The sequence below is a fragment of the Chryseobacterium hilariae genome (genome assembly GCF_051400735.1).
Taxonomy (GTDB): domain Bacteria; phylum Bacteroidota; class Bacteroidia; order Flavobacteriales; family Weeksellaceae; genus Chryseobacterium.
On record NZ_JBLFFJ010000007.1, the window covers coordinates 18,630 to 32,830 of the forward strand.

The following is a 14,201-nucleotide window of genomic DNA, read 5'->3' on the forward strand; positions in this document are numbered from 1 at the left end:
GAATCCAGGATAAATCAAAACTTTAATGTTAATTCTTTCGCTCCTTTTTATTTTAAATATTAACTTTGGCCATCTTTGAAATAAACAAAAGGAATTTATAAGATCTACACGATTTCATAATTCCGTTAAAAATGAATATCAACATATGAAACTTAAGTACAGTCTGCTGGCTCTGGCAGCTCCGCTCTTAATGAATGCACAACAGTTAATGACGCCTGAAATTCTTTGGACTTTGAAAAAAGTAGGAGTACAGGCAGTTTCACCAGATCAGTCTTCATTGATTTATAAAGTGGGACAGGTAGATCTGAAAACAGAAAAAACAAAAAATGAGAATTACTTTCTCAATGTTCTTAACAACCAGTCTTCCAAAATAGATTTCGGTAAAAAAGCCCTTATTCAGTGGGATAAAAACGGGATTTATGCTCAGGAGGGAGATAAAATCTACCTTTCAAAAGACAACGGCAAAACCTGGTCTGAATTTTATACCATAGGCGAAGCAGATAATATTGTGATTTCTCCGGACGGTAAAAAAATTGCATTCAGCAAACAGGTTCTGGTAGAAAAATTAATGGGGAAAGACAAATACAGCGATACTCCTAAAACGACAGCTCAGGTATATACAGACCTGAATCACAGACACTGGGACTACTTCAATGAAGGGAAATACAATCATGTATTTGTAGTGAATACCACAGACAAGGCAGAATCTGCAAAAGATCTATTGGAAGGTAAAACCTGGGATTCTCCTCAAAGACCCTTCGGCGGAACAGAAGATTTTATCTGGAGCCCGGATTCTTCACAGCTTTTATATGTTACAAAGCCTAAAAGCGGGAAAGAGTACTCTACAAGTACCAACACAGATATTTTTGCTTACGATCTGGCTTCAGGAGTAACAAAGAATTTAACAGAATCGAACCAAGGATATGATGTTAATCCAAAATTCAGCCCGGACGGAAAATCCCTGGTTTGGCAGAGTATGGCCAGAGATGGTTATGAAGCTGATAAGAATGATGTGAAAATCATGGACTGGAAGTCTGGCAAAACGACAAATCTGACCGCTGGCTGGGATGAAAGTGTTTCAGGAGATGTATTCTGGAGCGGAGATTCAAAATCGATCTATTTTACCGCAGCATTCAGAGGTACAAAACAGCTTTTCTCTTTAGATCCTAAGGCTGCAAAAGTACAGCAGATCACAAAAGGTGATTTTGATGTGAACGAGATTTTCACTGACAATAAATCTTCACTTTTAGTAGGAAGAACAGACATAAACCACGCTACGGAATTGTTCTCTGTCAATCTGAAAAACGGTGAAATGAAGCAGGTTACCGAAGTCAATAAAGATGCTTATGCTAAACTGGCACAAGGAAAATCTGAACTGAAAATGGTGAAAACATCGGATGGCAAAGAAATGGGCGTATGGTTCCACTATCCGCCGAACTTTGATCCCAATAAAAAATATCCTACACTGGTATACTGCCAGGGAGGCCCACAATCTGCACTGACACAATATTTCAGTACCAGATGGAACTTCTCTTTAATGGCCGCCAACGGATATATCATTGTTGCTCCAAACAGAAGAGGAATGCCGGGATGGGGAACAAAATGGAACGAAGAAATTTCTAAAGACTGGGGTGGACAGCCGATGAGAGATTATCTGGCAGCAACAGATTTCGCAAAAACTTTACCTTATGTGGACGGTGAAAGAGTAGCGGCAGTAGGAGCGAGCTATGGAGGATACAGCGTATTTATGTTAGCCGGAATCCATGAAAACAGATTCAAAACATTCATCGCACATGATGGATTGTTCGATATGAAATCATGGTATCTTACTACTGAAGAGCTTTGGTTTGCGAATTGGGACCTTGGTTCTCCATGGGAAAAACCACTTCCAAAAGCATACACAGAATTCAATCCAAGCAATTTTGTTGAAAAATGGAACAAACCTATCATGATTGTTCAGGGAGGCATCGATTTCCGTGTACCTTACGAGCAGGGGCAGGAAGCTTTCCAGGCAGCCAAGTTAAGAGGATTGAAATCTAAATTAGTTTACTTCCCGAACGAAAACCACTGGGTACTTCATCCGCAAAACGGATTGGTATGGCAGAGAGAATTCTTCGACTGGCTGAAGGAAACTTTGTAATTAAAATGTAAATGAATAAACGGAAATCAATTTTCCAATGTTCAAAATTTAATAGGAGCGGGCTTTAGCCCGCTTTTTGTTTTCAGATTTGAGAGGCTTTAGCCAAATTTTATATATTTGAATATGCAAAACAGAATTTCTTCGTTTCCGCCAATAATTGATGATCAGTCCGAAATTTTAATTTTAGGTTCAATTCCCGGAGTAAAATCTTTGGAAAAACAGCAATATTATGCGCATCCGCAGAATAAATTCTGGACTATTATTTTTGAACTGTTCAATGAAGAATTTACCGAAGATTATACTGAACGGATAAATATTTTAAAGAAACATCATATAGCAGTCTGGGACGTTATAGACTCCTGCGAAAGAAAAGGAAGCCTGGATTCGGAGATCAGAAATGAAGAAGCCAACCGAATTGGTGAACTTCTGGAAGAACATCCCAATATTAGATCTATCTTTTGTAATGGAGGAAAATCATACAAAAACCTTCAAAAACTTTTAGGGAAAAATTATAGGTTACCAATAGTTCAGCTACCTTCTACAAGCCCTCTTCATACAGTGCCATTGGATAAGAAACTGGAAGAATGGAAAAAGATTCTGAAATTCTTGATTTAAATTTTTAACCATAAAAGGCATAAAAAATTTTGTGTTTCTTAAAAACTTTAGATCACTTAATTTTAAAAAGTTTATATAAGTAGAAATTAAAGATTTTCAAAAGTTTAAGTATAAGTTTCGGCGCGGGGAGCATCGCTCCCCGCGCCGAAACTTATACTCCAGTCATTGCGAGCACTGTGTTATAGGCAGATACTAATCAACACGCAGATAATTTCTCAGGCCTTTCAGTAGCTCCAGCTGATTTTTTGTCCTGTCCAGATTATGTTCAGCATACTTTGTTGAATAATACTTATTTCCATTCAGATAATCAGTCAGAAAACGGATCGCCTGAATATAAATGACAGTCTGTGCAGCATAGTCAAGGTTTTCAAGCTCTTCAAAAGTCAGTTTATCTTTTAAATACAACAGAAACCCGTCTTTTACGGTTCTGTAAATATGAGGATTAAAGTTATGATCTGCATTTCCATTATCCTCATCCAGTGTATTGGTATAAGATCTTGCCATATCACCGAAATCATATAGGATCGTGGAAACCGTTACCGTATCCAGGTCAATAACAGCCAGAGGCCTTGAATTTTCATCAAAAAGGATATTCCTTACATTAGGATCTCCGTGTATGATTCTTTTGGGCAACAGACCGTTTTTTTCCATTTCGATCCATTTGTGAGGAAGAAAAAGAAGCTCATTCATCATTTTGATTTCCGGTTCAGCACCCTTCATAAGATCTTCATCCGCATATCGTAAAGATGCCTGATAATCCAGGAGCCTTTTTTCAAAATTAATAAAATCAGGAATTGGGGAATGAATGTCCGGAAGGTGTTCCGGATTTACAGTATTTAGAAAACATCCCACAGCCTTTGCAGATTCATAGGCAGTTTTTATATCGGGAATCTTAAAAAAAGTTCTTGCATCTTTAATAAAGCTCAGCATTCTCCACGATTCTCCCTCCTCATCTTTCACTATAAAATTTCCGGTTAACGTTGGTTTCGGTATAACCGGCTGTAGCGGATATTCTCCATCTGCCAGCATTTCATTGATCAGAAGATGATTACGGGTAATGATCTCCGGAAACTGAAAAACAGCGGTATTGATTCTTTGAAGGATAAACTTTTCCTCAGAATAAGGGCTTTCTATTAAATAGGTGGTATTGATCAGCCCATCCGTAATAGGAGTTACCGTACAGTTTTCAGTTCCGGTAAATCCGGCCACAATTTGTTTTAGTTCCATAAGTCTTCGGGGTATCTGTTTTTTTTGATTTCTGAGGTCAGGAAATCTTTAATACTGCTTTTATCATCTGCATAGGTAACACCCATCCATTGCGAAGGTGAGGCTTTCACTAATACCTTTGCTTTTTTCTCATCAATCATTTTTTGAACGGCAGAAGGAATGTAAAATTCCTGTGATAACCCCGGATATGAACTTATAAAATCATTAAAATAAGTTCCAAGAGCATCAAAAACATCAGGATGGAAAATGAAAAAATTCATAGATACCAGCGTATCGGGAATTATTTCTATATCCTTTCCTTTTTCAGTATACATGATCAGATTTCCTTCCTTGCGGATAGAAGTCTGTTCCTCTATTTTTACCAGATAATTTTCAGCATCTAAAGTACATATTCCCCGGGCTACATTTCCATTTCCACTCAAAGTAGATTCTACCGGATAGGCAGCCATTCCGAACTGCGATCCTGAAATATGAACATCCATTTCTTCAGCTGCCAGCTGATAGGCTTCTTTCCCGTAAAAATCATCCGCGTTGATCATCACAAAGGGTTCCTGTACCGTATTCTTTGCGCAAAGAACAGCATGTCCGGTTCCCCAGGGTTTTTCTCTTTCTGTAAAATCAAAATTCTGAGGCAGGAAATTTTCTTTTTCCTGATATACCCAGAGAAGCTCAAAACCTGCTTTTCCGGATATGATATTTAATCTGTCAATATAGTTTTGAGGAATCAGTCTGTTCACAATAATAACGACTTTATTGAAACCGGCTTCCAATGCATCATAGATGGAATATTCCAGGATTGGCGATCCGTTATCCAATATCCCGTCTATCTGTTTTAGTCCTTTGTAACGGCTTCCAAGGCCACCTGCCAATATGAGCAATGTCTTTTTAGAATTCATCCGTCATTCCAAATACAGGTTTACGGGTTTTCCATTTTCCGTTGGTGAAATCAGGAATATCAACAGCCTGACCTCCTTTAGCAATAGATTCCTCGCTGAGCGGCGTAATAGAATACCACAGAGCAAGATCATAAACATCCATAGGGAACTCTATATTTCGCTTGATACATTCGATAAAGGTATTCATGACAAAGAAATCCATTCCTCCATGACCTGCACCTGCAGCAGTACTTTCAAATTTTTTCCACATAGGATGGTCAAATTCCTTCATCCATTTTTCCGTATTTTCCCATAGGTGGCTGTGATTCATTGTTTTTTCAAAATAAATATGCCCCTGGTTGAAATCTCCCCAGCCGAAATCCTGCCACAAACCTTCTGTTCCCTGTACCCTGAATCCAAGATCATATGGTCTCTGTAAACTTGTATCATGGGTTAAAAGGATGGTCTCGCCATTCGCACAGGCAATCTGTGTCGTCACAATATCTCCCTGATTGAATTTTACTTTGGCATTCGGATGATTTTCTCCGCCTTTAGGATGCTCCACGATATATTTGTGCAGTCCAACAGACTTTGAAGAGAATGATGAAAGCCTCGTCAGGCGGTTTCCGCGGTTAATATCCATCATCACTGCCACAGGTCCCAATCCATGCGTTGGGTAAAGCTCTCCGTTACGTTTTACATAATGTTCAGTTCTCCAGTGAGCCTCGCTGAACCCTTTTTCCCCGAATTCAGCACCGGAATTGTAGGGTGTAACACCGTCATTGAAAAGAACTCCTCTTAAATCATGCTGATAGCCGCCTCTTCCGTGAACCAGCTCTCCGAACATCCCTTTACGGACCATATTCAGAACAGCCATAATATCCCTGCGGTAGCAAACATTTTCCATCATAAAAATAGGAACTTTCGTTTCTTCATATACCTTTACAAATTCCCAGCAGTCCTGTAGCTTTAGTGCCCCTGAAACCTCCATTCCTACAATCTTCCTAGCTCTCATTGCTTCCGTTCCCTGTGGAAGATGCCATTCCCATGGAGTAGCAATTACTACTGCATCAATGGTTTTTAATTTTAAAAGATTCCGGTAGTCATAGTCACCGTTTGAAAATTCCTGAGCGGCAGATTTATTATTGTCTTTTAGTATTTTTTGCGATGCAGCAAGCATTCTTTTATCAGGATCTGCAAAGGCTACAATTTCTACGTCATTACGTTTTGCCAGCAGCTTTACATGTTCCTGCCCGCGAAGCCCTACACCAATAAAACCGACACGGATTTTTTTATCTGATTTAAAATCATTGGAATAGGCAAATAAAGAATTAGGTAAAACTAACGCGCCAAAGCTTGCCAGGGCAGCGGTTTTAATAAAGTTTCTGCGTGAAGAGGTGGTGTCCATTGAAATTTTTTCTTAAATATATTAAAAAGTTGCGAGGTGCAAGGCATGGAAAGACTTTGGAATGCAGGATTGATGTGCAGGTAGCTTAGATGATATACATAAAGAGTAATGCTCTTCATAAAAATAAAAAACAGCTGCCCAGTGAAGAACAGCTGCTTACAATCATCAATTTTTAATGTATTATTTTTCTGTGAAATATACTTCTTCGTATGGCTGGATCAGTACCCATCCGTTTCCTGAGAACTTCATCTGGAACTCTTCGCCGCTTCCTCTTCCAATAAGGCTTTTGAAAGAAACATTGGTTTTCAGGTCGGGGCTTAAGTTTCCGGACCATGCTACGGTAGCATTAGGATCCGTAAAAACAGGATTCTCCGGAGTTACCATAAGAGTTAATGGTTCACCATGGGTTGTTATTGCAATATGTCCGGTTCCGGAAAGTTTTACCTGGAAAAGACCTCCGGCCATCATTCCGGCAACGCTTTTAAGCATAGTGATATCACTTTTTATACTCTGTTCGTGGGCAAGAACATCATTCCCGTTAACACATACCGATTCATTGTTCAGATAAAGGATACGAACTTTCTTTCCTGCATCTGCCACATACAGTTTGCCGTTTCCTTCGGCTTTCATCAGTTTGCTTCCTTCACCGCTGATCGCTTTCTTTAAAAGATTACCGATACCTCCTGCCAGCATTCCCTGTCTTTCAAAGTTGATGCCTCCTACATAGCCTACCATGCTTCCTCTTTTGGTCCATACAGCCTGATTGTTGAGGTTAATTTCCAGCATATGTGGTGTTTCAAGCTCAAAATAATCTCTCTGCTGTGGATTTTCTTTAGTTTCGTTGACGAAAGCTTCCAATGAATACTTGCTCATAGTGTAATTTTTTTTAAATATTTCCAAAAATAATCTTTTTTTCCTTCATAGATTACCGTAGAATCACGGTTTTATATTTGATTTTAAATAATACTTGACAAAGGGGTATTGAATGTCGTATATTTGCACACCGAAAATTACACTTGTAATTTGAATAATTTTTAAACCGTAATTTAAAAAAATGAAAACATCAGATTTTAATTTTGATCTTCCTGCGGAATTATTAGCAGAACACCCATCTGAACACAGAGACGAAGCCAAATTAATGGTTCTTAACAGAAAAACAGAAACCATTGAGCATAAGCTGTTTAAAGATGTTGTGGATTATTTCGAGGAAAAAGATCTATTCATTTTCAACAATACTAAAGTTTTCCCTGCGCGTCTTTATGGTAATAAAGAAAAAACAGGTGCCAAAATTGAAGTTTTCCTTTTAAGAGAGCTGGATAAAGAAACCAGAGTATGGGATGTTCTTGTAGATCCTGCAAGAAAAATAAGAATCGGTAACAAATTATTCTTTACTGAAGATGAATCTTTGGTAGCTGAAGTAATCGATAACACAACTTCAAGAGGAAGAACATTGAGATTCTTATTCGATGGTTCTTATGACGAATTCAGAACAAAACTGAAGGAATTAGGAGAAACTCCACTTCCAAAATATATCAAAAGAGCAGTAGAGCCGGAAGATGCAGAAAGATATCAAACAATCTATGCAAAAATAGAAGGAGCCGTAGCTGCTCCTACAGCAGGTCTTCACTTTTCCAAGCATCTGATGAAGAAATTGGAGATCAAAGGAATCGATTTTGCTGAAGTAACGCTTCACGTTGGTTTAGGAACTTTCAACCCGATCGAGGTAGAAGATCTTTCCAAGCACAAAATGGAATCCGAAGAAATCATCATCGATGAGAAAAATGCTGACATCATCAATAAAGCGGTAGATGCTCACAGAAGAGTATGTGCAGTAGGTACTACAACGATGAGAGCATTGGAAACTTCTGTTTCGTCAAACAAAAAGATCTCTGCATTTAACGGTTGGACAAACAAATTCATTTATCCGCCTCACGATTTTGGAGTTGCCAACTCGATGATCACCAACTTCCACACGCCGAAATCAACATTATTGATGATGATTGCTGCGTTTGCAGGAAAAGATTTCATCATGCATGCTTATGAAGAAGCCGTAAAAGAAAAGTATAAATTCTATTCTTACGGTGACGCTATGTTAATTTTATAAAAAAGATAATAGGTAACAGGTTGCAGGTAATAATACCTGTAACCTGAAACCCATCTGCAACCTTACTAATGAAAGATATCCGAGTTTTATCACTTGACCAGCTTAAAGACTATTTTCTGACTTTAGGGGAAAAACCGTTTCGTGCGAAACAGGTTTACGACTGGTTATGGAGTAAAAATCTCCATTCGATTGATGAAATGACGAATCTTTCGAAATCTCTCCGCGAAAAAATTTCCGAAGAATACACCATTAATCCCGTTTCTGTGGACCAGCTTCAGAAAAGTACAGACGGAACCATCAAAAATGGTGTGAAACTTCACGACGGACTGTTGGTGGAATCCGTTCTTATTCCTACAGAGACAAGAACAACAGCCTGCGTTTCCTCACAGGTGGGATGTTCATTAAACTGCGAATTTTGTGCAACGGCAAGACTCAAAAGAATGAGAAACCTTGAAGTAGCCGAAATCGTAGACCAGGTGGCTCTGATCGACAGCCAAAGTAAAATGTATTTCAACAGACCGCTTTCCAATATCGTTTTTATGGGAATGGGCGAGCCGATGATGAATTATAAGAATGTGGTGGAGGCTATCAGAAAAATTACTCAGCCGGAAGGTTTGGGAATGTCACCAAGAAGAATTACCGTTTCCACATCCGGAATTCCAAAGATGATTAAAATGCTTGCAGACGATGAGCTCCGTGTAAAACTGGCGCTTTCGCTTCACTCTGCTATTGAATCCAAGCGTAACGAGATCATGCCTTTTTCAGATAAATTTCCGTTGACGGATATTATGGAGGCCCTTCAGTATTGGTACCAAAAAACAGGTTCGGTCATTACTTTTGAATACTGCGTATGGAAAGGAATTAATGACGGGGATGAGGATATCAAAGCTCTGATCAGATACTGCAAACAGGTTCCTTCCAAAGTAAATCTGATTCAATACAACCCTATCGGAGACGGAAAATATGATCAGTGCAATAAGCAGGCGGAAGATAATTATGTACGTCAGCTGGAAAATGCAGGAATCACTGTAATGATCAGAAAAAGCCGCGGTGGAGACATTGATGCAGCCTGTGGGCAATTAGCCAATAAAACTACGGATTAAAATTTCCTTAAAAAATTCAAAAATTTTCTTAATAGTTTCCTAAAATCCTACCTTTACTTAAACTAATAAGGGATGTTGGATTTCTTTACAGGTGAAGATGGACTTGAAAATGTCTATGCATGGTCAATTCCGCTTCATGCTACAGTAATTTTAGCAGAAATGATCTACAGCCATATTTCTGAGGCTAAACTGTATAATGGAACGGACGTGGCAACGAGTATCTATCTTGCATTGATGAACTTTGGCCTGGATCTGATCATGAAAGCCTTTGCCATGGGAATCATGTTTTTCTTTTATAATCACAGGCTTTTCACATGGGATTTTACGGTTTGGTACTGGCTCATCTGTTTTACCATTACAGATTTTGCCTATTATGTGCTGCATTATGTAGATCATCATTCCAGGGCATTCTGGGCAGTTCATATTACCCACCACAATTCAGAATATTTCAACCTGACAACAGGTTTTAGAAGCCCTGTACTGCAACCGCTTTACAGGTATCTTTATTTTTCTCCGCTTGCTTTTTTAGGCTTCAATCCGTGGCATATTATGGTAGTTTATGCTATTGGTCAAGTGTACGGGACCTGGGTGCATACACAGACCGTAAAAAAACTGGGTATTCTGGAATATATCCTGGTAACTCCTTCACATCATAGGGTACACCATGCCTGCAACATCAAATACCTGGACAGAAATATGGGCATGTGCCTCATCATCTGGGATAAAATATTCGGAACCTTCGAAAAAGAAGACCCGGATGTACCCGTGAAATATGGAATTTATCCAAAAATGCCGGACAATAAGCCAGACACCGTTCTTCTCTATGAATGGAGAAAGATCTGGAAAGATATTAAACAGCCCGGACTGAAATTCTCTGACAGGATCAATTATATTTTTAATTCTCCAGGCTGGAGGCATGATGGAACAGGAAAAACAGTAAGACAATATCAGAAAGATTATTTAATGAAGCAGGAGCGAAAGCAAAAATGAAACCTGCCTGACACTTTCGATAAAAATTCTCCTTAAACGCTTATTTTTGTTCTATGAAAAAATTCATTCTTCTCATAGCTGTTATTATTTTTCAAACTTCATTTTCGCAGCAGACGGAATTTTTAAAAATTAGAAAATACAGAGTTGGTTATCTGGATGATAAAATCCAGGAAACATCAGGGCTGAATATTTTTAATGGGAAACTGTATACATTCAATGACAGTGGTAATGCCCCGGAACTTTTTGAACTGGATGAAGCTTCAGGCAATATCAGGCGTACATTTACAATCGATGCTAAAAATAAAGACTGGGAGGCTTTGACTAATGACGGCAAGAATTTCTACATTGGAGACATCGGAAATAACGGAGGAACAAGAAGAGATCTGGAAATCTATAAACTTCCCTTTGAAAACGATGATGTAAAGAATGACTCTATTGCGAAAATATCATTCTATTATCCGGAACAGACGGAATTCATCCCAAAATATACTGCCAATGATTTTGATGCAGAAGCGATGATTTACCTGAACGGGAAGCTGCACCTGTTTACCAAAGAATGGAAGTCAAAATCCACATCCCATTATATCATTGATCCTGGAGTATCTGAAAAGCAGAAAGCAGAGAAAACAGAATCTTACAAAACTAATTTTGTGGTTACCGATGCTGCTTATTTTAATAGAAAACTTTATCTGGTAGGCTATACCAAGAAAACGGAAGTCTTTCTCAATGTTTTTAGAGAAACAGAACCCGGCATGTTTTTTAAAGAAAAACCGAAACATTATTATCTGGGCAGTGCTTTGGCTGTAGGACAGATTGAAGGCATTGCCGTTAATGAATCAGGCATCTACATTTCAGGGGAAAAATTCAGGTCAGGACTGGGGAGTGCAAAGCCGTCACTCTATTTTATCCCAAATGAAGAACTCAAAGATTAATTTTGTCCTGAAATTGCGTGAAAAAAATTATCTTTGTGAGAATTAATTAGTATTTACCTTTCATTCACAGATTTTGGCAAACATCGTAGAAGAAATTAAGCGACCGATCAATGAGGAAATGAAACTTTTCGAGCAGAAGTTTTATGAATCGATGCAGAGCAAAGTGCCTTTATTGGATAAAGTAACGCGTTTTATTGTTACTACCAAAGGAAAGCAGATGCGTCCTATGTTCGTATTTCTTTGCGCAAAGCTGATAGGTGAGGTGAATGAAAAAACCTACCGCGGAGCTTCTATGATCGAGCTGATCCATACCGCGACTCTTGTACATGATGATGTGGTGGATGAAAGTTTTAAACGACGTAATTTTTTCTCAATCAATGCTTTGTGGAAAAATAAAATTGCAGTTTTAGTAGGAGACTATCTTTTATCAAAATCCGTATTGCTTTCTACAGATCATAAAGATTACGATCTTTTGGGAGTGATTTCCAGAACGATCCGTGAAATGTCCGAAGGTGAGCTTTTACAACTTGAAAAAGCCAGAAAACTGGATATTACCGAAGATATTTACTATGAGATTATCCGCCAGAAAACTGCTACTTTAATTGCTGCATGTTGTGAAATAGGTGTCCTGTCCAATAATGCAGATGAAACTCTGGCTAAAAAAATGATGAATTTCGGAACCTATACCGGGATGGCTTTCCAGATCAAGGATGATCTTTTCGATTATCTGAGTTCCAATGTCATCGGGAAACCTGTCGGTATTGATATTAAGGAGCAAAAAATGACCCTTCCTTTGATTCATACTTTAAAAATAGCCGGTGAAAAAGATCGTAAATATTACTTCAACACCATCAAACGTTACAATAACGAGCCGAAACGCGTTAAGGAGCTTATAGATTTTGTCAAAAATTCCGGAGGTATGGATTATGCCATAAAAGTAATGAAAGATTTCCAGCAGAAAGCTAAAGATATTCTTAATGAATTTCCTGACTCGGAAGCCAAAAAATCACTACACAGTATGCTGGACTATGTGATTGAGCGAAAATTTTAGAACAATAAATTACTATAAATAAAAAATCTGAATGCTCGAGCATTCAGATTTTTTTTGGATATAAAAGGTAAATTTATATTTTCTGTACTGTAACATTCGTGACATTTCCGCTTCCTGTACTTCCTGTTTCAGTAGATAAAACAGTTGCGTTTTGATTGGGAGCTGCAGTGAAACGAACCTGATAACCTGCCGTAGGTATAATGAGTAATGTGGTGTAATTCATTAATTCTCCCACACTTCCTGAGTTAGCAGCAGCATTGTAATGGCTTCCCCTTCCCAGATAATCTGCATCCGGAACAGGTCTTATCCCCAACAGCAACTGGGTTCCCGCTGCCATATTTGTAAAGCTAGCCTGTAGAGTTACCAGATAATTTCCCGCCTGATTAAACGTTAAAACACCTGTTGATGTACTATAACTGTAATAAGGAGAAGTGGCAAGCGGTGCGGAAAATACCAAAGTACTAATGTTACCTGTTGTCAAACTTTGATTAGCTGTAAGGCGGGCATGAAATAAAGAGTATGAATTAAAATTAATGGTCTTCAAAACACCTGTAGCATCAGCTACTACAACTCTGTCAGTTCCTCCGATTCCAATGTTTGAGTTGATGTTCCGGATTCGTGCATTTCCTGAAGCTACATCTAGCTTGTCTGTTGGACTTGTAGTTCCAATACCAACATTAGCGGTACTGGTCACAACAAAATCATTAACCTGCTGTGCGGCCGAAGGTGCACCCGACTGAGGGTTGTCTTTTGCAGCGTCAACATGCAAAGTAGCTTGTGGATTATTAGTGTTTATACCTATTTGTGCATAGATAATACCTGACGTTAAGAAAACGCCAAGAAACGAAATAGTTTTTTTTCTCATCTTTAATTTTTTTCTTTTTGTATGTGAAAATTACCTAACATTCCATTCTGCTTATCAATTTTATACAGAAAGAAAGAATGATTGACAATATGGTAAAATTTAAATTTTTTGTATCGTAACATTGGTAACATTTCCACTTCCTGTACTTCCTGTTTCAGTTGCCAAAACGGTGCAATTTTGATTAGGAGCAGCTGTGAAACGTACCTGATAACCGGCAGTTGGAATTATTAGCAATGTAGTATAGTTCATTAATTCTCCGATGCTGGCTCCTGTAGCTACAGCATTGTAGTGGCTTCCTCTGCCCAAATAATCTGCATCCGGAACAGGTCTTATTCCTATTAATAATTGTGTGCCGACCGGAGCACTGGCAAAACCTGCCTGTAAGGTTACCAGATAGTTTCCCGCCTGATTAAATGTTAAAACACCGGTAGATGTATTATAACTGTAATAAGGTGATGTTGATAATGGTGCAGCAAACAGTAATGTTGTAATTGAAATCGAAACTGGCTGGTTGGCTGCCAATCTTGCGTGGAATAAAGAATAAGAATTAAAATTTATAGTTTTCAAAACTCCATTGGCATCGGCTACTACAACTCTGTCAGTTCCTCCTATTCCAATGTTTGTGTTGATGTTTCGGATTCGTGCATTTCCTGAAGCTACATCTAGCTTGTCTGTTGGACTTGTAGTTCCAATACCTACATTAGCGGTACTGGTCACAACAAAATCATTAACCTGCTGTGCGGCCGAAGGTGCACCCGACTGAGGGTTGTCTTTTGCGGCGTCAACATGGAAAGTAGCTTGTGGATTGTTTGTGTTTATACCAACTTGTGCATAGGTGATACTTGACGTTAAAAAAACGCCAACTAGCGAAATAATGATTTTTTTCATCGA

General features: G+C 38.6%; 13 protein-coding genes. 7 read left to right on the forward strand and 6 right to left on the reverse strand.

The annotated features are described in order from the left end of the window. Positions 1-145: 145 nt before the first annotated feature. Positions 146-2,140 carry a S9 family peptidase gene (locus tag ACMGDK_RS18235; RefSeq protein ID WP_436809241.1) on the forward strand — a complete coding sequence of 665 codons (1,995 nt, stop codon included), beginning with the start codon at positions 146-148 and terminating at the stop codon, positions 2,138-2,140. Between the two features lie 123 nt (positions 2,141-2,263). After that, positions 2,264-2,755, forward strand: a complete 492-nt coding sequence (locus tag ACMGDK_RS18240) for a DNA-deoxyinosine glycosylase (protein WP_436809242.1) — start codon at positions 2,264-2,266, stop codon at positions 2,753-2,755. A gap of 192 nt (positions 2,756-2,947) precedes the next feature. Here ACMGDK_RS18240 and ACMGDK_RS18245 read toward each other — a convergent pair whose 3' ends face one another. The 4 genes from ACMGDK_RS18245 to ACMGDK_RS18260 form a co-directional block, all read right to left on the reverse strand. Next, entirely contained in the window at positions 2,948-3,982 is a 1,035-nt protein-coding gene (locus ACMGDK_RS18245) for a phosphotransferase enzyme family protein (RefSeq protein WP_436809243.1), read from the reverse strand. Then, positions 3,973-4,878 carry a sugar phosphate nucleotidyltransferase gene (locus ACMGDK_RS18250; protein WP_436809244.1) on the reverse strand — a complete coding sequence of 302 codons (906 nt, stop codon included), beginning with the start codon at positions 4,876-4,878 and terminating at the stop codon, positions 3,973-3,975. The genes ACMGDK_RS18245 and ACMGDK_RS18250 overlap by 10 nt, the downstream gene beginning before the upstream one ends. Next, positions 4,868-6,265: a Gfo/Idh/MocA family protein gene (locus ACMGDK_RS18255; protein ID WP_436809245.1), complete on the reverse strand. Its 1,398-nt coding sequence runs from the start codon at positions 6,263-6,265 to the stop codon at positions 4,868-4,870. Before ACMGDK_RS18255 ends, ACMGDK_RS18250 begins: the two co-directional genes overlap by 11 nt. Before the next feature lie 180 nt (positions 6,266-6,445). Beyond that, positions 6,446-7,138, reverse strand: a complete 693-nt coding sequence (locus ACMGDK_RS18260) for an AIM24 family protein (RefSeq protein WP_336378301.1) — start codon at positions 7,136-7,138, stop codon at positions 6,446-6,448. Between the two features lie 181 nt (positions 7,139-7,319). Between ACMGDK_RS18260 and queA the strand changes: the two genes are divergently transcribed. From queA to ACMGDK_RS18285, 5 genes are all read left to right on the forward strand, one after another. Next, on the forward strand, positions 7,320-8,369 hold the full coding sequence (queA, locus tag ACMGDK_RS18265) for a tRNA preQ1(34) S-adenosylmethionine ribosyltransferase-isomerase QueA (RefSeq protein ID WP_436809246.1): 1,050 nt from the start codon (positions 7,320-7,322) through the stop codon (positions 8,367-8,369). Between the two features lie 68 nt (positions 8,370-8,437). After that, positions 8,438-9,472, forward strand: a complete 1,035-nt coding sequence (gene rlmN, locus ACMGDK_RS18270; protein ID WP_436809247.1) for a dual-specificity RNA methyltransferase RlmN — start codon at positions 8,438-8,440, stop codon at positions 9,470-9,472. A 72-nt stretch (positions 9,473-9,544) separates the two neighbouring features. Next, a complete protein-coding gene (locus ACMGDK_RS18275; RefSeq protein ID WP_436809248.1) occupies positions 9,545-10,462 on the forward strand; it encodes a sterol desaturase family protein in 918 nt (305 codons plus the stop codon). A 53-nt stretch (positions 10,463-10,515) separates the two neighbouring features. After that, positions 10,516-11,394 (forward strand): hypothetical protein, encoded by an 879-nt coding sequence (locus tag ACMGDK_RS18280; RefSeq protein ID WP_436809249.1) that lies wholly within the window; start codon positions 10,516-10,518, stop codon positions 11,392-11,394. 73 nt (positions 11,395-11,467) lie between these two features. Continuing rightward, positions 11,468-12,445: a polyprenyl synthetase family protein gene (locus ACMGDK_RS18285; RefSeq protein ID WP_436809250.1), complete on the forward strand. Its 978-nt coding sequence runs from the start codon at positions 11,468-11,470 to the stop codon at positions 12,443-12,445. A 73-nt stretch (positions 12,446-12,518) separates the two neighbouring features. Here the strand turns inward: ACMGDK_RS18285 and ACMGDK_RS18290 are convergent, their stop codons facing one another. Together ACMGDK_RS18290 and ACMGDK_RS18295 are read right to left on the reverse strand one after the other, a co-directional pair. After that, on the reverse strand, positions 12,519-13,310 hold the full coding sequence (locus tag ACMGDK_RS18290) for a hypothetical protein (protein ID WP_436809251.1): 792 nt from the start codon (positions 13,308-13,310) through the stop codon (positions 12,519-12,521). A gap of 99 nt (positions 13,311-13,409) precedes the next feature. Next, positions 13,410-14,198, reverse strand: coding sequence for a hypothetical protein (locus ACMGDK_RS18295; protein WP_436809252.1), 789 nt, complete (start codon positions 14,196-14,198; stop codon positions 13,410-13,412). Between the last annotated feature and the right edge of the window lie 3 nt (positions 14,199-14,201).